22 protein-coding genes are annotated in these 22901 nt (G+C 53.0%); 2 read left to right on the top strand and 20 right to left on the bottom strand.

Annotated elements, in window-relative coordinates; all coding sequences use genetic code 11:
• Positions 1-20: 20 nt before the first annotated feature.
• From MKX42_RS01995 to MKX42_RS01945, 11 genes are all read right to left on the bottom strand, one after another.
• On the bottom strand, positions 21-1340 hold the full coding sequence (locus MKX42_RS01995) for an ABC transporter substrate-binding protein (protein ID WP_340750806.1): 1320 nt from the start codon (positions 1338-1340) through the stop codon (positions 21-23).
• A gap of 48 nt (positions 1341-1388) precedes the next feature.
• Entirely contained in the window at positions 1389-2549 is a 1161-nt protein-coding gene (locus MKX42_RS01990) for an efflux RND transporter periplasmic adaptor subunit (protein ID WP_340750804.1), read from the bottom strand.
• A 46-nt stretch (positions 2550-2595) separates the two neighbouring features.
• Complete coding sequence (locus MKX42_RS01985) at positions 2596-3426, bottom strand: carbohydrate ABC transporter permease (protein WP_445669355.1); 831 nt, start codon at positions 3424-3426, stop codon at positions 2596-2598.
• A gap of 58 nt (positions 3427-3484) precedes the next feature.
• Positions 3485-4351 (bottom strand): carbohydrate ABC transporter permease, encoded by an 867-nt coding sequence (locus MKX42_RS01980; protein ID WP_340750801.1) that lies wholly within the window; start codon positions 4349-4351, stop codon positions 3485-3487.
• A 182-nt stretch (positions 4352-4533) separates the two neighbouring features.
• Complete coding sequence (locus tag MKX42_RS01975) at positions 4534-5490, bottom strand: hypothetical protein (protein WP_340750798.1); 957 nt, start codon at positions 5488-5490, stop codon at positions 4534-4536.
• Complete coding sequence (locus MKX42_RS01970; RefSeq protein ID WP_340750796.1) at positions 5487-6044, bottom strand: RNA polymerase sigma factor; 558 nt, start codon at positions 6042-6044, stop codon at positions 5487-5489. The genes MKX42_RS01975 and MKX42_RS01970 overlap by 4 nt, the downstream gene beginning before the upstream one ends.
• A gap of 151 nt (positions 6045-6195) precedes the next feature.
• Positions 6196-9735, bottom strand: a complete 3540-nt coding sequence (locus tag MKX42_RS01965) for a family 16 glycoside hydrolase (protein WP_340750794.1) — start codon at positions 9733-9735, stop codon at positions 6196-6198.
• A gap of 301 nt (positions 9736-10036) precedes the next feature.
• Positions 10037-11506 (bottom strand): glycoside hydrolase family 1 protein, encoded by a 1470-nt coding sequence (locus tag MKX42_RS01960; protein ID WP_340750792.1) that lies wholly within the window; start codon positions 11504-11506, stop codon positions 10037-10039.
• 47 nt (positions 11507-11553) lie between these two features.
• Entirely contained in the window at positions 11554-13479 is a 1926-nt protein-coding gene (locus MKX42_RS01955) for a beta-glucoside-specific PTS transporter subunit IIABC (RefSeq protein WP_340750790.1), read from the bottom strand.
• A gap of 131 nt (positions 13480-13610) precedes the next feature.
• On the bottom strand, positions 13611-14459 hold the full coding sequence (gene licT / locus MKX42_RS01950; RefSeq protein ID WP_076080682.1) for a BglG family transcription antiterminator LicT: 849 nt from the start codon (positions 14457-14459) through the stop codon (positions 13611-13613).
• Positions 14460-14689: 230 nt separating this feature from the next.
• On the bottom strand, positions 14690-15064 hold the full coding sequence (locus MKX42_RS01945) for a hypothetical protein (RefSeq protein WP_076080680.1): 375 nt from the start codon (positions 15062-15064) through the stop codon (positions 14690-14692).
• A 282-nt stretch (positions 15065-15346) separates the two neighbouring features.
• Between MKX42_RS01945 and MKX42_RS01940 the strand changes: the two genes are divergently transcribed.
• Complete coding sequence (locus MKX42_RS01940) at positions 15347-16252, top strand: alpha/beta hydrolase (protein WP_076080678.1); 906 nt, start codon at positions 15347-15349, stop codon at positions 16250-16252.
• 91 nt (positions 16253-16343) lie between these two features.
• Complete coding sequence (locus MKX42_RS01935; RefSeq protein WP_340750788.1) at positions 16344-17105, top strand: class I SAM-dependent methyltransferase; 762 nt, start codon at positions 16344-16346, stop codon at positions 17103-17105.
• Between the two features lie 293 nt (positions 17106-17398).
• Here the strand turns inward: MKX42_RS01935 and MKX42_RS01930 are convergent, their stop codons facing one another.
• The 9 genes from MKX42_RS01930 to MKX42_RS01890 all read right to left on the bottom strand — a co-directional run bounded on the left by MKX42_RS01930 (position 17399) and on the right by MKX42_RS01890 (position 22875).
• A complete protein-coding gene (locus MKX42_RS01930; RefSeq protein ID WP_340750786.1) occupies positions 17399-17878 on the bottom strand; it encodes an NUDIX hydrolase in 480 nt (159 codons plus the stop codon).
• Positions 17879-17909: 31 nt separating this feature from the next.
• Positions 17910-18329, bottom strand: a complete 420-nt coding sequence (locus MKX42_RS01925) for a VOC family protein (protein WP_340750784.1) — start codon at positions 18327-18329, stop codon at positions 17910-17912.
• A 75-nt stretch (positions 18330-18404) separates the two neighbouring features.
• Positions 18405-19394 (bottom strand): sigma-70 family RNA polymerase sigma factor, encoded by a 990-nt coding sequence (locus MKX42_RS01920; RefSeq protein ID WP_340750782.1) that lies wholly within the window; start codon positions 19392-19394, stop codon positions 18405-18407.
• Complete coding sequence (locus MKX42_RS01915; RefSeq protein WP_340750780.1) at positions 19391-20479, bottom strand: ankyrin repeat domain-containing protein; 1089 nt, start codon at positions 20477-20479, stop codon at positions 19391-19393. The genes MKX42_RS01920 and MKX42_RS01915 overlap by 4 nt, the downstream gene beginning before the upstream one ends.
• A gap of 25 nt (positions 20480-20504) precedes the next feature.
• On the bottom strand, positions 20505-21242 hold the full coding sequence (locus tag MKX42_RS01910) for a hypothetical protein (RefSeq protein WP_340750778.1): 738 nt from the start codon (positions 21240-21242) through the stop codon (positions 20505-20507).
• A 44-nt stretch (positions 21243-21286) separates the two neighbouring features.
• Complete coding sequence (locus MKX42_RS01905; protein WP_340750776.1) at positions 21287-21847, bottom strand: DUF4303 domain-containing protein; 561 nt, start codon at positions 21845-21847, stop codon at positions 21287-21289.
• A gap of 2 nt (positions 21848-21849) precedes the next feature.
• A complete protein-coding gene (locus MKX42_RS01900; protein ID WP_340750774.1) occupies positions 21850-21999 on the bottom strand; it encodes a hypothetical protein in 150 nt (49 codons plus the stop codon).
• 32 nt (positions 22000-22031) lie between these two features.
• Positions 22032-22568 carry a hypothetical protein gene (locus tag MKX42_RS01895; protein ID WP_340750772.1) on the bottom strand — a complete coding sequence of 179 codons (537 nt, stop codon included), beginning with the start codon at positions 22566-22568 and terminating at the stop codon, positions 22032-22034.
• Between the two features lie 34 nt (positions 22569-22602).
• The gene (locus MKX42_RS01890) at positions 22603-22875 is read right to left on the bottom strand and encodes a hypothetical protein (RefSeq protein ID WP_340750770.1); all 273 of its coding nucleotides are present in this window, start codon (positions 22873-22875) and stop codon (positions 22603-22605) included.
• Positions 22876-22901 lie beyond the last annotated feature (26 nt).

Here is a 22901-nt window from a genome sequence, read left to right as displayed (position 1 = left end):
GAGCCCTCCTAGACCTGAATCTATTCGTTCAGATAGGTCGTCGCCTTGTTCTGGATCAGCTTCGCCACTTCCTCCGCTGTCTTCTGTCCACTGAAGAAGGAGGCTGCCTCTTCTCCGGCGATGTTCAGAATTTTGACATCCAGCATGGCGAAGTTATCCGCAGTATTCATCATCTCTCTGAATACCTTGAATTGCTCGTCAGGCACACTTGCAGGCTGGTCGTTTGGAAGCTTATACGTCCCGTTCTTCACTTCCTGCTGAAGCTCGCTGAGCCGCTTGTCATTTACCGATTTGAGCATGGAGAAGCCTTCCTCGCTCTGCAGGGCCTGCCCTTCCTCCGACAGCAGGAACTTCATGAACTTCCAGGCCTGTTCTGCCACCGGCGAATTGGCCTGTATCGAGAACGTAGCGGTCGGAACAATCCGCATGGCGCCGGAGCTTCCGCTATGCGGCTTAATCAGCAGCTTCGGATTGGCGAAGTAAGTATACGGCACATTGACGAAATCAGCCGGGGTCTGCAGAAACGCGGAGTAGAACAATTGATTATCGGCTTCTCCCGAGCCGGCGCTCATCACTCCATCGTCATACATCTCTTTGATCTGCTGCATCATAAATATGAAGGCAGGGGAATCGAATTTGGCTTTGCGCGCCGCAGCGTCTACGAACTGGTTATAGCCGTCCATGACCATCTCCTGAAGCAGCATCTCCGGCGGATACTCCTGGAGCGCGAAGCGGTGCCCGGAGCCGGCCTTCTGCCCGGCTTCAATCATGGATTTGGCACTCCCGCTGAATTGCTGCCAGGTCCAGCTCTTATCGTCTACGTTCACTTGCTTCAGCGCATCCCCGTCCCCAAGGAACGCTCTCAGACCGTACCCGGAAGGAATCATATAGGTGCCGCCGTTCAGCTTCAGGGCATTCAGCACATTAAGCTCCAGATCCTCCTGCTTCAGCGTTTGCGACTGCTTCAGGTAATCGTCCATATTCAGGAAGAGCTGCTTGTTCACGTATTCGCTGACTGGCAGACTGCTGGTTTCATAGATATCGGCTCCTTTGCCCGAGAGCAGCTCCGTGCCGGCGCTTTTGATGTATTTCTCATAATCCTGTGCTTTCTCACCAATCGCCTTGTACGCCTTCACCTGCAGGTCAATGTCGGGATAGGCCTGCTCAAATTTCTTCTCCAGCGCACGGTAGAATTCACTGTCCTGCCTAACCGATAATGTCAGAACGGTCTTTCCGTCTGTGCTTGGAGCTTCCGCGCTGTTCCCCGAACTGCATGCGGTCATCACCGTTGTAAAAGCAAGACTCATTCCCAGAAAGCCCATCTTCAGCTTCGTTCTCATCGAAATTCCTCCTAATAATCATTCGTATAATAGGTTGTACTACTGTAGCTACTGCAGACGTACACGGTTGCCGTCCTGCAGGGGCTCGCTGCTCTCCAGAATAATCAGCTCATCCTCATACAGGTTATCCGTCTGGATGATGCTGTCTATGCCATTGGTGGTACTGGAGCGGATCGTAACCTCGCGGGCGATAAAGGTATTGCCCAGCGCCCCCCTCTGCTCCTCGATCTTATAGATATAGCTGCGCTCACCCAATTGGCGGATAACCTTATTGGATACGAGGAGTCCCTCCTGCCGGGAAGGCTTCTTCAGCTTAATCTGAACCTGCTCACCCCCCTTAAGCGACTCTTCATTCAGCACAATGAAGACATTCTTCTGCGCAATTTGCTCCACCCTGCCGTTCTCCTCAGCAGATGCGCTGCCGGTACGCGCCTGAGCATCCTTGATCTCTGCAACCTTACCCTGCAAGGAACGGGCCTGCTTGCCCTCTGCCGGTTGAACCTGCACCTCAAGCTGCTCCCCCAAGGTAACCCCGAGGCTGGCTAACAGCTCCGCGTCTGCCGTGAAGTCGAACCGATACCCCTTGCTGCTGCTCGACAGGACCAGATCCGCTTCCCCCGCAGACAGCATTCCCGCAATGGCATTCACCTGGGTAACCACCCCGTCGAAGGGGGCCGCAAGCTGCTGCTGCGCCGTTAACCGCTCTCTCAATCCGGCAATTTTCCGCGCCTGGGTGACCTGATCGACCTTACCCGCTTCAATCTCGCGCCGGGCCTTGCGAATCTGAAGCTCATCACCTTCCGCGTAGATCTGAATGAACTGATCCTGCAGCGTCTGCTGCGCGATCTTTTGCTTATCGAGCGCCGCGACTTCATCCTTCAGCTCCGCTTCGGCCGCCTGGCTGTCATAGCGGATCAGCGGCTGCCCCTTCGTAACCCGTTCCCCCTCCTTCACAAGAACCTGCCGGACCTTCCAGCCGCTGGCATTCAGGAGCTTCGCTTCACTCACGGGCGTAAGCTTCCCGCTGCCCTCCAGCGTGAATTCTAGGCTCTTGGTCTGCGGCTTTACCGTGGTCACTTTGGGCAGGGTCAACGACTGCAGCGTATTGCTGAAGAAGGTGAAGAAGAGTAACACGCCCATGAGCAGAAGGAAGGCTGTTCTGATATTTTTTTTGCGCCTGCGGTCTGCGGGCACTCCTGTAGTCTCCATATTCCGTCTATCTCCTCCTGCCATTAAAATCCCTCACACACGAACATCAGCCCTTGATTCCGGACAATTGAATCCCTTCAATGAAATACGTCTCCGCATACAGAAACAGCAGGACCATCGGTGCCATATAGATCATGGAAGCGGCGAACGCCAGGCCCTTCTCACTGCTGATATTCGATAAGTAGACGGATAAGGGCTGCCTCAGCGGGTCGTCCAGGAAAATAAGCGGCTGCTCCACCATATTCCAATAATCGACGAATAACAGAATCGTCAGAGCGGCCAGGCCCGGCTGGACCATCGGAACAATAATCGTATAGAAAATACGCAAATGTCCGGCTCCGTCCATCTTGGCCGCTTCGATGTAGGCATACGGGATATCCAGCATGAACTGCCTGAGCATGAACACACCGAAGGCGGCAAAAATACCGGGCAGGATAATGGCCCCCGCGCTATTCAGCAGCCCCAGCCGGTCTGCCATGATGTAATTGGGCACCAGCGTGACCTGAAAGGGCATCAGCATCGTCAGGACATAGACCAGGAACAGCGCTTCCCGGCCCCGGAATCTCAGCTTGGAGAACGCATAGGCCGCGAGCGCGGCGATCAGCGTCTGTCCGGCAATGATCGGCACCACCAGGAAGACCGAATTCCAGAACATCGACAAGTACATCGGGCTGTCCAGCAACACCTTGCCATATTGCTCCAGAGAGACCTGATCCGGCAGCCATTTCAGGTTGGCGAACGGATCGCTCCTGCCTGGAGTTACCTGATTCATCTGTCCGATGGGGCCGTAATTGATCCCGATTTCGCGGCTGCTCATGAACGAATTGATGAGGGTCACTCCGATGGGGAACAGCATCAGTAGGGCAATCGCCCCCATTAGGACGCTTAACGTTAGCTTGTATACGACTTTACCAACTGGCAAGACCTCTCCACCTCTATTCCATATATCGCCGGTAGCGGCGTTCCATAGCGAACAATCCGAGCACGATGATCAGAATGCCGCCGACCATTAAGGTCGAGGCAGCCGTCATCTTCTGGAGGTCAAGCGACAGGAACATATTGTTCATATAGTGCTGCAGCATATAGATACTGTCATGCGGGTAAGCTCCGGCTATCAGATACGTCTCCCGGAAGACCTTGAAGGAATTAATGACCGACATAATGACGACAAAAAACATCGTTGAGGTTAAATAGACCAGCGTAATGCTACGGAACTGCCTTATCCGTCCGGCCCCCTCGATCTGGGCGGTCTCATAATAATCCTTCGGAATCTGCTGCAAGCCGGCCAGGAACAGGATCACGTTATACCCGATGTTTTTCCAGACATACATCAGCATGATGACATTCCGCGCCGCCTCCGTCTTCATCCAGTCCACCCGCGTCCGGCCGAAGCCGCTCAGCCAGGCGTTCAATACTCCGTTCCAGTCGAACAGGATCTGCCAGACCAGTATAATCGAGGCGACAGGAACGACCAGCGGGAGGACATACGCCGTCCGCAGCCATTTCTGAAAATACAACTTCCGGTGCAGCAGCAGCGCTAGTCCCAGCGACAGCACAATCAGCAGCGGAACACTCACCATACTGAAGTAGAAGGTATTAGAGGCCGCCTTCCGGAAGGATTCGCCGGCAATCACCTCCCGGTAATTCTGCAGTCCCACGTATTGGCCGCCCACCGTGCGGTCCATGAAGGAGTAGAACACGCCCATGCCGAACGGAATCAGATAGAATAGGGCGAACCCAACCACACTGGGTGCCAGAAACAACCATGCAATCGATGAATCTTTACGGGCCCAATTCTTCAAGTTGCTCCCTCCCTGTACTCAAGAATAGGCTCAACTGTTTAAGAACAAGTCGGGTAAAGATTAAAACTTTCTTAAATTCTCTGCGCATCAGCACATTCGGCATGGCCGGCTTCACGCCAGCAGCAAAAAAGCCGCAAACGGATGTCTCATCCATTCGCAGCTATTATGATGTACAGCACAGATTACTTCAGGTCTCTCACTTCCATGAGCTTATTGCTAAACTTATAGGTTACGGTAACATTCTCAATAATCGCTGTATTATCGTAGGCCAGGGAGCCCTCGAACGCTAACGTGTCATTATCTTTCCACACAAGTTGACTCGGATAGCTGTAATTCTCATGATCACTGCGCGTCCAAGTATCCAGCTTACGCTGCGCGCCATGTCTGATTCTCGCCGACTCTACCAGCTCCGGGCTGATCGTCCCCTTCTCCACATTCAGGATTTGCACGAATTCACTCTTATTGGAGCCAGTGACCACCGCCAGGAGTTTCCGGTCCGGTGACGCGATCATTTCTTTGATATACATGGAGGGGGCCGCGAAGCTGAAATACGGTTCCAGCACATCATCTTGTATGCGCCACAGCACATTCTGGGTGCCGTAATCCGAATAGTTGTTGAATAAGGCAAATACGATGCTCCCGTCAGCCATTTTGTGGAGATACGGACTCTGGTAGCTTTTCGACAGGATATCGGTGGCAAAAGCCGCCGACTCCGCAATCTTCGCGGAATCACTGGTCAAGAAGGGCCGCAGCTTCTGAAGCGCCAGCTCCCTCGCCTTGGGATCATTGAAGCCCTCCACCAGCCGATTCACCGCAATATATACCTTGTCATCGTTCCCGCTGGTTAAGGCTTGCAGGAATTTGTCCGCAGTATACTTGGCAGGAGGCTCCAGCTCCATATCCTCCGCTGTCAGATAACGGATGTAGGGCTCCTCCGTTTTATTTCTGGTGTATTCTGTGGCAAGCAGCACGGTAGAAGTTGAGCTGTACACGACCAGACAGGCGACCAGTGCGATCCATCTTTTGGAGAACCGGTGTCTCCTGCCCCTGCCCCTGCCCCTTACTCCGCTGTGTTCAGCCGCCGCAATCAGCTCCTCGTCAATCAGTCCGATCTCCTTATACAAGTCCTCCCGCTTCATACGTGAACGCCCCCCTGGTCTAAATGAACTCTAAGCTTGTTCCGGGTCCTGAATAGGCTCGATTTCACCTTACTGCTGCTCATATCGAACCTGCCGGCCAGGGATTCTATGGAATCCGCATACCAATACCGCCTGATGAATAAATTTCGTGTCCCCTCCTCCAGCCCGTACAGGAATTCATTGATTAACCGCGCGGTCTCACCGGCGGCATACTGAGTTTCCACGGTCTCCGCCGCAGGCAGACAGTCCTCCAGCTCCTCCAGAATCACCTCAAGCTGGCGGCTCCGCTTCTTGGCTGTATTATAACCATGCTTGTCGAGCGCGATATTGCGGGTGATCCGCCCCAGGAATACCGGCAGCCTTCTCGGCTGGTTAGGCGGAATAGCGTTCCATGCAGCCAGGTATGTATCGTTCTCACACTCTTCGATATCGGAAGAGTTCGCGACAATGTTCCTGGCGATCGCCCGGCAGTACGCGCCGTATTTGTTCCGGGTCTCGAATATGGCCTGCTGTGAGCGCTGTAAGTATAGCTGAATGATTCCCTGATCTTCCATCTGCTGTTTCTCCTTTGGTATCCTCTTATCTATATAGTAGAGAATTCCGGGTGCCGGTTGCACTTATATGCTAATCTTTTTTAACGCAAAAAATCCCGGCACATAAGCATATCACTGCTTACACACCGGGATAGAGATAGTAATCTATAGGTTAACCGAGGACCGGCGGGTCCTGCTCAGTGGTGCTGTCATCCTCCACATCTGCCGGTTTCGGGATGACCTTAATGTCTACCATCAGGGTATCCGTCAGCTCCGTATCGGCCCAGGCTGAGCCGTCCCATATCTGCTTGCGGTAGATAACGGTTATCTTGTAATCACCTACAGCAGACGGAACATATGCAGCCTGATACACATCATCCGTTACGGTGAAGACGCCTGCCATACCTTCCTCTGTGGAGTTCCAGGCCTCCGGATGATAACGTTCATCTCCGGGGGTGGCAGGTACCAGGCTCTGGTTATGGCCTTCGGCCGTCAGGGTAAGTGTTTCCCCTGCAAAAGGGCTGCCCGGGCTAACGCTGAGCCGGTTACCTTCAGGCGTAACCGCTTCATACACATCTTGGGTTACCGTCTTAAGCGCATTGGCCGTCACCTTGTGTATCCCTGTAACGCGGGCATTATCGAACACCGCATTCTGGGAGGTTGTTCGGAAGCCGATCTTACCTGCAGTTAATTCCGTTTGCGGGTTCGTCCATTCAAGCTTCAACTGGCCGTCCACAAAGCCTAGAATTCTATTTCCTTTGATGACTGCCTTCAGCGTATACCACTGGCCCGCAGCCGCATCGGCGAAGAGGGTACTGGACACAGGGGTCAGCGTTCCGTTTACCGCCTTAAACAGCTCCAGCTTCTTGTCGTTTACATTGATGCGGTACATGTAATAGTTATTGGCGTCCTGCACCCGGAAAAGAATGCCGGCATTAGCATTCGCGATGGGAACCTTCACCTTGGCTTCCATAGCAATATCTTGCCATGAATCCCCGGCTGTAATGAGCCCCGCCCCATTTCCTTTTGTCTGGATCAAGGCTTTCGTACTGCCGTCAGTGGTTACACTCCAGGTCCCGCTGGCAGCCGTCCAGCCCGTCGTATTCCCATCCTCAAAGTTATCCGTGAACCGGACGGAATTCGGATTGGCATCAATCGGAGTCTCGTCCACATCTGTAACCTGAATCGTGAAGCTCTTCTCCAGAGACAGGCCATTGGCATCAATGCTCTTCACCCGGATGCTGTAGCTGCTCTTCGCTTCATAATCGGGCATAGTGCGGAGGATCAGCCTGTCTCCCTGCGGGGCAATGGAGAAGCTGCTGTTATCGGCGTCTCCCTGCCCGGGAACCAGCGCGTAAGTAAAGGTCTGGCCCGCATCCGGATGGGCTGTAGTGAAGGTGCCCACTACACCTCCTGGAGTTGTAAGCTCTGGCACCTGGGTAGCGCTGAGTGTAATATCAGTGGGCGGATTGTGAATGGCAGTCACCTTGGCATCGTCATACCAGACCCCGGCTGAAGTGGTGCGGAAGCCGATTCCGCCCGTGGTTAATTCATTGACCGGATTGGTCCATGTTGTCTTCAGCACTCCGTCCACATACCCTTTGATAGTGTTGCCCTGGACCGTCGCCTTAAGGGTATACCATTGGTTCTTAACAGGCACGAACGAGGTAGTCGAGACCTGCGTCAACGTTCCGGCTACAGCCTTGTAGAGCTGCAGCTGGCTTGTGCTGGCATCGATCCGGTACATATAGAAGTTGTTCTGATCCTGCACCCGGAAGACAATGCCTGCGTTCTCGCTTCCATTAATGAGAGGCAGTCTGGCTCTGGATTCATACGTGTAATCTGTCCAGGATGTACCGGCCTTGGCGGTAATCAGCGCCGTCGTGGTCTGGCTGGTGGACAGCACCCGGTTCCCTGTTCGATCGGTTACCGCCCAACTGTTGGTACCTGAAGCCACGGTCCAATCCGGGAGCAGCCCGGAGGTGAAGTGATCGCTGAACCAGGCCTGATCCGTATTCGCGAAGACGACTCCGCTTACATTCTCATTCTTGATGCTCACCTTCAGATCACTGAGATTCTTCGCCAGCGTTCCTTTGACCACCACATTTTCAAAAGTAACCCCGTTCACCATCCCGCCTCTGGTGGGATTGCCCTGAATAGGAGAATCTCCTCCCGTCTCGCGGACATTGATGTTCCGGAGAATAACATTGCTTACATCCCCTGCTGTACTGGTGGAGACCCGCAGCCAGTAATTGCCGAACTGGTTGATGCCCACCCGTTCAATATCGATATTCTCGAAGGTCACATCCTGGGCCCAGCCTTCGACCGGGAGCGGATTCTCTGTATAGGCATGATCCACCAGCAGCGCCCGCGCGCTTTGATATACATACGAATTGCGGATGGTTACGCCAATCTGCGGCGTGCATATGCCCATCCCCAGCTTGAAGGCGGCGCAGCGTGTCCAGGCGAAGCAGTCCTCGAAGACCACATTCTCCAGATGCTCGATGGCTCCCGGCCAGTCCTTGGACATTCCTTTCTGCGGCCAGGTCTTGGTGGAGAAGGTATCGTCATCCGAGATGGCAAGCGCATGCTTCACCAGCACGTTCTGGCTCTCGTTAATATCGATGGCATCATCCTCAAGCGTAAATAAATCCTGGTATCCCTTATAGTTGGTGATGGTTACGTTATCGGAGCGGACGACCAGAAACGCCCAGAAGCCGCCGTCCCGAAGGGTTAATCCGTCGAACTTGAAGTTGCTGGTCGCCATCGGCACCACCAGGTTATTAATGAATCCTTCTCCCTGCTTATGGGTTGCAGGCGGGTTCGTCATCTTGCGTTTGCGCATTTCTATCCCTTTGCCGTCAATGGTTCCGCGTCCCCGCATGGTGATATTCACGGAATTAGTAGCGGTGCGGATGAAATAGGTTCCATCCGAGATCGAATCCTTGCGGAAGTCATTCCGGTAGTCCTCGCCCCGGCCTGTTCCAACAATGACGGCTCCTCCGGCCAGGTAGAAGGTGACATTGCTTTTGAGGGTCAGGTTGCTGCTCTTATATACGCCCGCCGGAATATAGACGATACCGCCTCCGGCCTGATTGGCAGCATCAATCGCCTGCTGGATAGCGCCCGAGGTTATCGTCGCCCCCGTCTTGTCTGCGTTGTACGGTGCAGCGGTCACATTGTAGATTCCCGGGCCGGAGGACGCGGGGATGTCAGTCTCCAGCGGATCGGCGGCGATCACGAGTCTTTTTCGGCGCTTGTCCGGGTCCTTCTCATTCGGATCTTCGTTCGCAGGCGCATTAATATCTACGATCACATAGGTAGAGGCCGACAGCGTGAAGGTCAGCTTGTTGCCGTTGACCGTCCCCGTGATGTTCTTGGCCAGCGGGCTGATCGAATACGAGGTAATCGGCTTGTCTGCCGTCACCTCAAGGCTGACCGTTCCGTCAAAGGAGAACTGGGCGTAGTCATAATCAGGCAAATACTTGATGACGGGGACCGCCTCATTGTTCACCTTCAACGAGTAAACAGAAGACGGAGTATAGATAGACGGCATCGGGTAATTCTGGATGGTTGCCGGGCCAGCGGCGGCCACCTGCGGTACCGGTTCCGTTCCCGGTTCCGGTTCAGCTGCACCGGCGGTCTGCGGGATGAACCCCGTGAATGCAACGGCAAGCACCAGCAGCAATCTCATGACTTTGTGAGTAAGCATAAATACCTCCTCCAGATCGATTTGGCTCCAGGCAACCGCTTTCAATTCCCAGCAGGATACATAGAGTCATTCCTTACTATAATCCCGGGCCAAAAAGAAAGGAGGGTGGCAAACCCACTCTCCAGGGACACAATTATACTGTTCTAGGCCGCCCTTCCACTCATCCGCCAGCCTTAAGCCGGCACCATATGCAAAAAACCGCCGGAACATAGTCCGGCGGTGATAATCATTTATATGCTCTGGTTCCCGCAAAGTACTTGAGTAAGCACCGAAGCTAAAGCTCCACTTTTGTGGGGTTATTTTACAGCTCTGCACCATTGCTTTCGATCACTTTTTTGTACCAATAGAAGGAGTCCTTGCGTGATCTCTTCAAGGTTCCCTTGCCGGAGTTGTCTTGATCGACATAGATGAAGCCATAACGTTTCTCCATCTCTGAAGTCGAACAACTTATGATATCAATCGGCCCCCAACTGGTGAAGCCCATCAGCTCTACTCCATCCTGAACCGCTTCTCTCATTTGCTCAATATGCTTCTGGAGATAATCAATGCGGTATGAATCATGAATAGATCCGTCTTCTTCCACAACATCCTTCGCCCCAAGACCGTTCTCAACAATGAACAGAGGCATCCGGTAGCGGTCATACAGGCGGTTCAGCGTAATTCTCAGGCCAATCGGATCAATCGGCCAACCCCATTCCGAAACCTGAAGATGCGGATTCTTGATCTGGCTAACGAGCATACCTGAGTTGCTGTTGTCATTCGGGTCGTATTTGCCAATATAGGTCATATAATAGCTGAACGCGATGTAATCAACCGTATTGTCCTTTAGAATCTGATCGTCACCGGGTTCTTTCACCAGTTCGATCTGGTTCTCCTTGAAGTACCGGTCCATGTAAGCCGGGTATTCCCCGCGTGCCTGAACCTCCGGATAGAACAGGTTCATCTGATCCTCCTTGAGCGTCTGCAGCGCATCTTCCGGCTTGGTGGATGCGGCATAGGTCTCCAGACGGCAGATCATACAGCCGATTTGAGCGCCAGGGATTTTTTCCTTGCAGCTTTTGACCGCCAGCGCACTGGCCACGAACTGGTGGTGGGTAGCCTGATAAGCCACCTGCTCCTTGGTTCCCTGAATGCGGTCTTCGAGAATGCCGCCTCCGGTGTACAGGCTGGTCAGGATCATGTTCATTTCGTTGAAGGTGATCCAGTACTTCACTTTATCTTTGTAACGGTCAAATAGAGTATTGGCAAACTTCAGATACAGGTCAATCATAATACGGTTTTCCCAGCCGTTATATTTCCGAGACAGTTCCACGGGCATTTCATAATGGGACATCGTAACCAGCGGCTCAATGCCATGCTTCAGCAGCTCATCAAAAACCTTATCGTAAAAAGCCAGACCAGCTTCATTAGGCACTGTTTCTTCTCCTGTAGGGAAAATGCGCGTCCAGGCTACTGAAATACGAAGGACCTTAAATCCCATTTCGGCAAAAAGGGCAATGTCTTCTTTATAATGATTATAGAAGTCTACGCCCTTCCGCTTGGGAAAATAAACTTCGCTATTGCCGCTGAGGTACTCCTCAAGTTGTACAGAATCTACATCGAACGTAAAGTCCTTGCCGCCCCGCAATTCATGCGGAACAAATGGTGCCATATCGGAGGTGGACAGGCCTTTGCCATCTGCATCGTAAGCCCCCTCCAATTGGTTGGCGGCTGTAGCTCCTCCCCATAAGAATCCTTGTGGAAACGATAATCCCTCAGTATGTTTTAACATGATTCATCGAACTCCTTCCAAAATTATATTATTTTTAGAATTGCTAATTATTTAATTGTGAACAGCAGGATTCCGTTCATTGGAATCACCCCCTTCACGTGAACGGGAACAACATCCAGATAGTCCGGCGTATTGGTCACAATGACCGGCGAGACTACATTCAGACCCTTGGCTTCAATAGCCTCCAGATCGAACTCGACCAGCAGGTCGCCTTTTTGCACCTTTTGCTCGGGTACGACTTTTACCTCGAAATGCTGGCCCTTAAGCGATACGGTATTTAATCCGATATGAACCAGCACCTCCACCCCATCATTGGAGCGCAGCATTACGGCGTGCTTCGATTTGGCCACCATCGTAACCACTCCGTCAAAAGGAGCGTTCATCCGCCCTTCGGTAGGCTTAACCGCAATCCCTTTACCTGTCAGCTCGTTGGCAAAGGTCTTGTCCGGCAAGTCACGAAGTGGAACCAGCTCGCCCTGGAAGGGACTGAAGATTTCATTCTTTTTGTCCTGTACAGATTGGATAGCCTCAGGTACAGCGGAAGTTGCTTCGCTCTGCTCGCCTCCAGCCTTCCCCTTATGCTTAACCCTGCCGGGCTTTGCAGGATCTGACTCCTTCCAGAGGATTAACGTCATCACGAAGGAGACGACGAAGCTGATGGCGATTCCGATCAGCGCATAACTGAAATTCCTCATTCCCCCACCTGGCTCAATATAGAGCGGGAGCGATAACAGGCCCGGGACGGCAAAGCCGTAACATTTCAGGCCCACGGCAGTGATGAACCCGCCTCCTGCCGCCCCACCGATAATTGAAGCGTAGAAGGGCCTTTTGAGCTTAAGGCTAACGCCGTACAGTGCAGGCTCCGTAATTCCCAACAATGCGGAAATCCCGCTCGACAGGGCCACCGACTTCATCTTCGGATCTCGGGTACGGAGAAATACGGCGAGTACCGCTCCCGCTTGACTCAGATTGGTAATTAGATTAATCGGCAACAACAGAACGTCGTATCCCAGTTTGCTTAAATTCTGCAAGGTTCCCGGGAAGAAAGCATAATGCATACCTGTCATTACAATCAGCGGCATCAACCCTCCAAGCACAATCCCTGTCAGCGGCCCGGAGTGGGCGAACAGCCAGGAGACACCCTTCTCCAGATAGATTCCCCCGAAATTCCCCAGGGGGCCGATAGCGATAAGCATGATAGGCACCGTAATAGCGAGAACAAGCATAGGTGTGAAGATGATTTTGAGCGTATTCGGAATGAACCGGTCGATTAGACGATAGACATAACTGAGCAACCATACGCCCAGAATGATTGGAATCACCGATTGTGTGTAATTTACAATGGAGACAGGTAGACCTAGAAAGGGAATCGCTTCAAGCTTTCCGGCAGTATACGCATCCAAGATCGTTGGATACAGCAGGGTTCCGGCCAGTGTCAGAGCCAGATATTCATTCACCTTAAACTTTCTGGCAGCAGAGACGGCAAGCAGGAACGGAAGAAAATAAAACGAGGCATTAGAAATCATTGTAAATACGCTGTATTCTCCGCTGCTCTGTGAAATCCAGCCCAGTGAGACCAATAGAGCAAGTACGCCCTTGAGCATTCCCGCGCCTACTATCGCCGGCAGAATAGGTGTGAATATTCCGGAGATCGTATCAAGCACGGCATTTAAGCCTCTCGCTCCTGAGCCTGAGCGGTCTGCTCCGCTTGACTCAGACGATGCAGTTTCCTTCATAACATTCTCTACCTCGGTATAGACGGAAGCCACGTTATTTCCGATCACGACCTGGAACTGGTCATTCTGAAATTGTGCCCCAAGTACCCCCGGCAGCTTCGTAATTTCAGCGACCTGAACCTGCTTCTCGTCCTTTACATTGAAGCGCAGCCTTGTAATGCAGTGCCAGGCTTGAACGATGTTCGCATTTCCCCCTATACGGCTGATAATCTCCTCTGACATTTCTCTGTTGTTCACTTGTCATTCCTCCTAAGAATGTAGGCATAAAAAAAACCAAATGTAATCCCGTTCTGCTTGAGCCGCAGAGTCGGCAACATTTGGTGGTGCCTGATCGAGTCAGTAACACTCCATATTTCAAGGACCGGGAATCACTCTGTACCGGAGCGCGAAGTCATTCGCTCCACATGAATGATTAGATAGACCATTTCGTCCTTGTTAATTGAGAAACCGTATTCCTTTTCTACAAAGTGCTTAATCTTTCCTACACACTCGTAACTGTCGGGATATCTTGACGATAATACGTCATATAGAAAATGCTCGTCCTTGAACGAAAGCACAACCTTGTTCATTTGCCTGACAATAAAATACCGCAAATGCGTGATAAATCTAGAGTAATTAATCGAATCCTGCTCCAGCTTGATATTGAAATGCTCCGTCATCAGCCCGATAATCTGATTAATAATCGTTGTAACCTTCATCGTCTGACTCATAGTCCCGCGGTCAATCTGGGCATTCACGAAATGCAGTGCGATGAAACTGGCTTCGGAATCATGCAGCTTCACCTGGAAGGCTTCATTAATCAGGCTTACAGCCGTTTGTCCTGTCATGAACTCTTTGGGGTAGAGATTCCTAATCTCCCATTGCAGCGGATTCTGAATCTCCAGCTCATTCTTCAGACGCTCCAAGGCATAATGGATATGATCGGCCAATGGCAGAAGAATGGAATCATTTAGCTTCGTACTGATATTCTGTTTGCCTAACTGAATAATCTGATCCGTGACATCTATGACCTGCAAAGGGATTTCATTGAAGAATTGCTCCATCCGCTGGTATCGTTCGTCAGCGCCGATTCGGAACGTTTTTTGGATGTCTTCCTGCTTAAGCTCCTGCCCCTTTACCTTTTTGAAACCCACTCCGGTTCCAATGACTATCAGCTCATTCCCTTCCAGGTCTTCTGCCAAGGCGATGTTATTGTTTAGGGATTTCTTGAATTTCATCTACATTTCCTCCCTCTGAAAACAAAAAACCACCACAGTCAGATACACAAGAAAAAACATTTCTTGTAGAATCATCGACAATGGTGGTGCCTGATCGTATCAGTGACACTCCTTAATATAGCCATATTGTATGTTTTTAATCAGACGATGTCAATGCTTTTTTAAAGCGCTTTATTCCAGGAAATTCTGGGTGAGTCACAATGGATTAAAGGAAATTTTTGACTCTCGGCTTAGATTAAAGCATCGAAACGCCCCTCTGCATTCACCGTTGCCGTCCGGGGATCGGTCTGGCCGATACCCTTAAGGCCGCCCTTCCACTCCATCCGCCAAGGCGGAGCCTGAACTTTCTGGGCGGCAGTGCTTACATCCGTGACCGCGCTGCTTCCGGCTTTGTGCGCGAGCTGAACCTCAAGGAGGCGGATCTGCCGCTGGAGCTGCTCCCGGCGGTAGGAAGTCGACTGCCCGCCCTGCGCCGCGTTCACCCGGTCCAGCTCCATCATCAGCCGGTTCCGCTGCTTCTCCAGGGAACTGACATCGCTCTGTGTGCCGCCGTAGGCCATGATGACCTGTACCGGACTGATTCCTGATACACTCTGTCCTATCATGATCCATCCCTCCAGTCCTTGGCTCCCGCCTCAAATCCAGATATTTGGAAGCTCCTATTCCTATCTATTACCCTGCTGCTTCCGGTATGACAACATTAAGAAGTACTGCTGACTTACCTTTTTCTATGAAAAATCTCCGAAAACAATTTACATAATATCCTATATATGGTATTCTCGATATGGATGCGCTTACATATTATGTCGGGAGAGGAGGAGGCGGCTCCGTTTCTGTAGAGGGAGGGCAAATAGGCTTCACCAATCGAATGAAGGAGGAGATATGAAATGAAGAAAATAATGACCCGAATTGCAAGTCTGGCTCTGGCGACAGTCCTGCTGTTGCCTGCAATGTCTTTTGCATCACCTGTAGCAGAAGAGCAGGAGTTGAGCCTCTCTGCGGATGCCGCTGCGGCTGTAACCAGCACCATCACTCCCGCTCCGCAAGGCTATGACGGATACCGTAATAATATTCCCCACGGCAACGTACAGCAGATTTCTTATTATTCGACTACTGTAGGCAAGTCAAGAAACGCGATGGTATACACCCCTCCGGGTTATACCCCTTCCAAGACCTACAACGTGCTCTACCTGCTGCACGGCATCGGCGGGGATCAGAACGAATGGCTGAACGGGATGAATCCGCGGAACATTCTGGACAACCTGTACTCCCAGAACAAGCTGGAGCCGATGATTGTCGTGTTCCCGAATGGCCGCGCCATGGCGGATGACCGCCCGATCGGCGATATTTATGCACCGGACAAGGTAGCCGCCTTCGAGCGGTTTGAATTTGACCTGATTAATGATCTCATTCCTTACGTTGACTCTCACTTCCCGGTATACAAAAACAAGCAAAACCGCGCCCTGGCAGGCTTATCCATGGGCGGCGGACAGACCCTGAACTTCGGCCTGAAGCATCTGGACAAGTTCTCCTGGATCGGCGCGTTCTCCTCTGCTCCGAATACGAAATCGGCCTCACAGCTGATCACTAATCCGGCGCAGACGGCCAGCCAGCTGAAGCTGCTCTGGATCTCCTGCGGCGCTTCGGACGGCCTGCTCTATGTCAGCCAGAATTTCCATAACAGCCTGACCAGCATGAATGTTCCGCATCTGTGGTATCTGGATGTAGGCGGACATGAAGGCAAGGTCTGGAGCAGCGGACTCTATCAGTTCTCGCAGCGGATCTTCAAGTAACTCCCGTCATAGCCTGCTCTCCCCCGATCCGTTAAGGTAGGGGGAGGGCAGTTGTGCTTAATAAGGCCCGGCCAACGATAAGGAGGGCAATATGGTGAGTGCGATAACGGATTACTATGATTCCTATGATGAGGAGGGAAGGCTGTTCAGGGATAACGGGCATCAGATCGAATGGATCACAACGATGTCTTACTTCAAAAAGCTATTTAAGCCGGAAGCCTACATTCTTGACGGCTGCGCAGGAACGGGGAATTACTCCTTTCAGCTTGCAGAATTGGGGCATAAGGTCGTTGCCGGAGATATTGTTCCTCATAATGTAGAACTCATCAGAGAGAAGCAGCGCATACGCCCGGTATTAGCTGATATGTATACAGGAAGCATCACGGATTTATCCCGTTTTGACAGTGAAGTCTTTGATGTTGTCCTGAACATGGGCGCTTTTTACCATATCGGCAATGAAGACAGACAGCTGGCCATGACCGAATGCCTTCGCGTGCTGAAGCCGGGAGGGCTGCTTGCGGTCTCCTATATTAACAATGCAGCAGTTTCGTTATTAGGCGTAGGCGATAGACTAGGAAATATGGAAGATGTACTTACCTGGCATGCCAACCAGACGAAAGATGGCCTATTCCTACATATGTCTCCCTCTGAAATGGAACACATGGCAGCTGCCTATCACACAGAGATCGTGGCCCATATTGGAACAGACGGGGTCGGTTATCTGTTTGCTACGCAAATTAATGAGGCACAGCAAGAAGATTTTGAACGCTGGCTTCAGCTTCATCTGCGGACCTGTGAGGACAAGAGTCTGCTCGGGTATAGTTTGCATGGACTGGCTATTTTGCGAAAATGATAGAAATAGACCTACCATTTGGCCCACGCGCCCACACAACGCCAAATGTGATCGGTTTTTCGATTACATTCGGCCCACGCGCCCACGCAACGCCGAATGTGGTCGGTTTTTCGACTACATTGAGCCCACGCGCCCACGCAACGCCAATTGTGATCGGTTTTTCGATTACATTGAGCCCACGCGCCCACGCAACGCCAAATGTGATCGGTTTTTCGATTACATTGGGCAGATGCACTCACCAGAGAGCAAAAGAAAGCTGCACGCTCATCGCGTGCAGCCCTTCTCCGGCCCTCTTATGGCGTGTCAACACGTAACCACTCTGCCGGAGTCTTCTTGATGAAATGCTTCTCGACCGCAGCAAGCACGTCATCATTTCCCGGTAAAGCGGCCCGCTCAATGGCTTCATTCACCGGCAGCCATTCATAATCACTATGCTCATGATTAAGAATGACATCCTGGGTCTCATCCACGTATCCCACGAACACCGGGGCGACGTAGATATAGTTTTCTTTTGCCGAATAGATCTGGTCGAAGGTATTGGAGGTGTAGAGAGCGACCCGCGTAATCCCGGTCTCTTCCCGAATCTCTCTTAGCGCAGCCTCCCACGCTTGTTCTCCTTCTTCAATCCCTCCACCGATGTAGCACCAGGCATCCCTCAGTACCGAACCGGCCCGCTTCAGTAACAGGACATGATGACCAGAGGGTGTATTCTTCAGCAATACTACAGCAACACCTGTACAACGTATGGGTACTTCAATGTTCGTCTTCATCATGCCCGAAACCCTCTCCTACTCGCTCTCCACTCTACCCAAGCTCCGTATAGATCTGGAACGTCACCCCGAACTTGTCCGTCAGATCGCCGAAGCCGGGGCTGAACGGCTCCTCCCGAAACGGCATATTAACCTTCCCGCCCTCCTGCAGGGCATCGAAAATTCTCCGTGATTCCTCCACACTGTCCGTAGTAACGCAGACCGTTACCCGCTTCCCGCTCTCAACCGGTGTACCGCCGGGAGTATCCGAGAACATCAGCTCCGTGCCGCCCACCTGTACCTTGGCATGGGCCACCAGACTCCGCACCTCATCCGGGAACGTGTCCGGGAGGTCCGGCATATCACCATACGTCAGGATAGAGAGAACTTCAGCCCCCATAGTCTGTGCATAGAATTGAATAGCCTCCCGCGTGCGCCCCTCCAGGGTGATGTAGGGAGTAAGTTTGATAGTCATTGTGTGTTCCTCCTTGAGTTCGGAATGGTCTCGCTTGTGCGTTTCATTAGTATAGACGTTCCGGCCGCGGCAGAATCATCGGTGCTCCGGCAATCCGAAGCGAATAAATAATTCAGCATCTATAAAATGATGAACATGCGCGATCTTCCCCCCGCTCAGCTCAAGCACATGAATCGCCCACGGGACCAGCAATCCATCTTCTCCTGAGGGAACGTACTGGGCAAATGCGGGCCGGTTCCCGTTCACCTGGACGGGCACCATCCGTGATCCCACACAGTGACTGTGTGTGATCTGGTAGAAGGCCGCGATATCCGCGCCGCCCTGCACCCACATCGTAAACGGCGGCATCGACAGGCTGCCGTTCTCCTGGAATAGGTCTAACAACGCAGTAATATTGTATTGTTCAAAAGCCTCCACGTACCGGGTAATCAGTCCTTCGTCCACTTCATTATCATCAGCCTGCAAGGCCTCGGACCGGAGCTGTGCCTTGGCCATGGTTGCCCGTGCCCGCTGCATCGCGCTGTTCACTGCGGCCACAGTCATCTCCAGTGCCCCGGCGGTCTCGGCTGCCGACCACCGGAACACCTCCTGCAGAATCAGCACAGCACGCTGGCGGGGCGGCAGCAGCTGAAGCAGTGCAATGAAGGACAGCCGGAGGGTCTCTCTGCTGACCAGAATATTACCAGGGTCATCCACATAGCCCGGAGCGGGCCAGATCCAGGAATGCTGAGGCAGGCTCTCCCTAGGCTCCGTAACGGCAGCGGCCGGTTCCGAGAGATCCATCGGCAGCGCCCGCCGCTTGGCGCTTCTCAACCGGTCAAGACAGACATTGGTGGCTACCCGGTACATCCAGGCTCGGAGAGAGGCCTGCTGCCTCATCTGCTCCTGGTGCTGCCAGGCCCGGATCATGGTATCCTGGACGGCATCCTCCGCCTCGAAGATGGAGCCCATCATCCGGTAACAATACCCGGTTAGCTCGGAGCGCATGTCCTCCAGTCCGTTCAGGGTCTCCGGGGTCTCATAGGTCTCATGATTATGATTCACTTTAGACAGACTCTCCTTCATGACCCGTCCAGCTCTCCCTCCATGAACTGTATGAGGTAGTGTTCAGGCTGCGCAACAAATTCCGGGAAGCTGCACAGATCCGCATACGTCTGATGCTCCAGATCATAGCAGCCGAGCTGCCCCTTCTTCTGCGGGTTCCAGACCAGAACCAGGTCGGAATAATTGTCAATATCGGCAGACAGGCGCAGCAGCTTGCGCCGGCCAGCCTTCATCTCTATCGTGTCAGTGAAGCTGAAGAAGTCGATGTACCCGATCTCATACTCATTGGGGGCCAGCGTCAGGCGCAGCTGGTCCCCTGTAAGGAAGCGGACCAGCTCATCGGGCAATTTATACTTGGCCAGCTCGTATTTCTTGTTCTCCACATTATGGACATCCGGCGGTTCCAGCGATTTCAGGTATTCCGCCATGGCGGCATCCTTGCTGCTGACAGCAATTGTATACGGCCGCTCGCCGTCCTTCTCCGCAATCATTAGGTCTGCACCGCGTTCTACCAGGAAGCGGACCATGTTCAGATTCCCCATCCGGGCAGCCACCGTCAGCGGCGTCGCCCCGTAAGGATAGACCATATCCGGCTTATTGTAGTTGATATCGACTCCCTGTTCCATCAGATAGGTAAGCGTCTTCAGGTCATGGTCCGAGGCGGCCTGCCGCAGCACAGCTCCAGCATGTTGCCGGATGTCCAGAACCAGCTCCTGGATCAGCGGGATATTCTTCTTGTTACCGTAGTAGGCCTGTGAATAAGCGCCCGATCCTGTCCGGCTGAGCAGGTCCAGCTTCGCGCCCTGTGAAGCAAGGTAGCGGACGATATCCTCCTTGCCATAACGGACCGCCCGCAGGAAGGCCGGATTCTGGCGGACATTCAGCTTCGCGCCTTGCTCCACCAGCAGCTTCACCACCCCTGTCTGCTGCGTGATAATCGCCAGGTCGAGCGGGCTGACTGTGGTATGCTTGCTAAGCTCTAGCCCCGCTTCAATATCCCAGCCCGCAGCAATGGCAGCCTGCAAGGCCGGAACATCCCCCTGATAGATCTGCATCGCCCGCTCCGGCAGCACCTCGAATTTCCCTATGTCCTTCAGGACAATCATCCGCACTCCTCCTTATTCTTCACTCCTATGAATACAGCACGCATCCCTTAGACAGAAGCCACTCTTTCATCTTGGCAGATACCTGCCCGGCAGCCTGCTCATAGAAGACGGCTACCTCCTGCCCACCCGCCAGATTCAGGCGGATATAGCCGCCCAGATTCCGGTAGAACAGGTAGCAGACGTAAGAATTCTCAATGAAGAGATCCGGCGGAGACTCCGCCCGGCACAGGTCAGCCAGCTCCGTGAGCGCCAGCTGGCCCTCTCCCGGCGGCATCCGCAGGAAGAAATGCTCGCGGGTTCCCGTCCACGGCTCATAATAGACGCTCTCCTCCTGGCTCCGCCCATACATCCGGCGGTAGATGCCGTCCAGGATCAGGGCATAGCCAACAGCCTCTTCCTCTTCCCCGGCTGGCAGCGGGATCGCTTGAATCTGCTCTGCATGACGGGGCAGCCACAGCAGCCCGTTCACCCCGGGATGGACCGCCAGGAAATCACCGTCCACGGTGGTTCCTATAGCGGTACACTCGCCGATCTGCTGCTCCGTTATAGGACTGTCTTCATCATGCTCCCATAACCCGTATTCGGCAAAAGGCCGCAGCACCTCCGGGTCAGGCAGTTGCACATTCATCCACCCGCGATACGTCCCTTCACCATACCGCTGCAAGAACTGGAGGTACGCTGGCGGATACAGAACGGTATTCTCTGCTTCGAGCTGCTGACTGTGATGCTCTGACAGCCGTTTGGGCTCAGATACGATATACATTCGTCATTCCCCCGGTTTCCTGCGTGAGTTATTCATCAATAACCTTATTCTGCGGCTTCCGCCAGCCAGGCCCGCATCGCCGGAGATTCTGCCTGGTTCAGCCGCAGGGCAATGTCCGTATTCCCCTCATCCGGCGGCATCACTTCGGCAAGCACGCATACGTCCTTCCTGGGCTGATTGAGCGCGAACAGCCCCTCAGCATCCAGCATCCGCATCGCCAGCTCCATGGCCTCCAGCCGCAGCCCGAACTCATGGTTCCATGCGTCAGCCTCCAACACTGCAATGGACGGACGCGCCTGGAAGGACTGCTTGACCTCATCGAAATGCTCATCCCCGAAGCAGCAATAAGGCGAATCGGCATAAGACCATTTGATAAGCTCGGCGATCTCTGCTGCCGGTGTGCTGCCGTCCCCTGCCTGTCTGGCCGCCTCCTGCTCCAGCGCTTCCCGCGACCAGGCGGAGAGGCTGGGTGCATGTCCCTCACCAGTTGTATACAACGTACAGTAATAATAATGCTCCCCATTCGCAAAAAGCTCCCGAAACGACCTTCTCGCCGCCTCCACGATCTCCGCCGCCAGCCGCTGTACTTCCTGTTCCGTATTCATGGCTATTTCCTCTCGTCGATCAGCTGTTCCAGGAATCCGGCGAATGTCGGGGCGTATTCCTCGATCAGATCGTTCATCAGGTCATAACGCATGACCGGGAATTCTCCCTGTTCATCGGGGGCAGAGGTGTCAAAGTTCAGACGCTCATACATAGTTGTACTCCCCTTTCCCTGCTAAGGGATGATTAAAGATTGTCAGGATGAACAACAGCGGGCGCATCGTCATTCATGCGCAGCAGAATATACTCGATCTCTTCCAGCGGCAGCTTCAAGGCCTGACTGACCTCATAGATCCCCAGCTCCTGGGAGAGGAGGAGGCGTGCCTGATGGATTTTCCCTTCCAGCCAGTTATTGGCCAGCATCCAGCATTTCACCCGTTCCAGCAGCTCCGCTTGGGCAGTCTTACCGGCTTGCTTGGTATACTTGGCAATGGACTCTGTCAGATAGCTGTACAGGTGAATGCCCAAGGCCTCGCGCTGCTCATTCTTGGACATACGCTGGTACTGTTCATAGCTGAGGCTGAGATCCAAATAGAGGGTATGATCCCCGCTGTCAAAGCGTCTGAACGTTCTCCGTCCATAGCTGTCAGGCAATACCCGGAACACCACAAAGATCGCATAGGGGAACTCCCATGTATTCGCCAGTTCCTCTAACGGGACCAATTCATCTCTAAGTACACCCACACATGTTCCATGGGTATCCAGCGTAAAACCCAGTTGCATTAGTCTCCCTCCCCGGCTTAAGGCATCACTTGAATTATTTCCCCCTTCTATAGGCATCTGCCAGTTGGACCAGGTACCAGACGGCCGCACCGGTCAGGGCCGCGAACAGTAGATTAATACAGCCGAATACAAGAAATAACTTGGCTTTGCCCGGCCCGATCCGCACAGCAGCAACAAGCTGGAGAATGGCAGGGAGCAGGAACATCAGCCAGGAGACGGCGATCAGCTTTTCGGTCTTGAAGCTCCACCATACCGCACAGCATGATAGAGCGAGCACACCCCAGGTACAGATCAACTTCAGCGCCATCCGCTCCCCTCCCTTTTATGGATAAC

Origin of the sequence: Paenibacillus sp. FSL R7-0204 (assembly GCF_038002225.1) — a bacterium.
Lineage (GTDB): Bacteria > Bacillota > Bacilli > Paenibacillales > Paenibacillaceae > Paenibacillus_AQ.
This window is presented reverse-complemented; position numbering and strand designations above follow the sequence as displayed.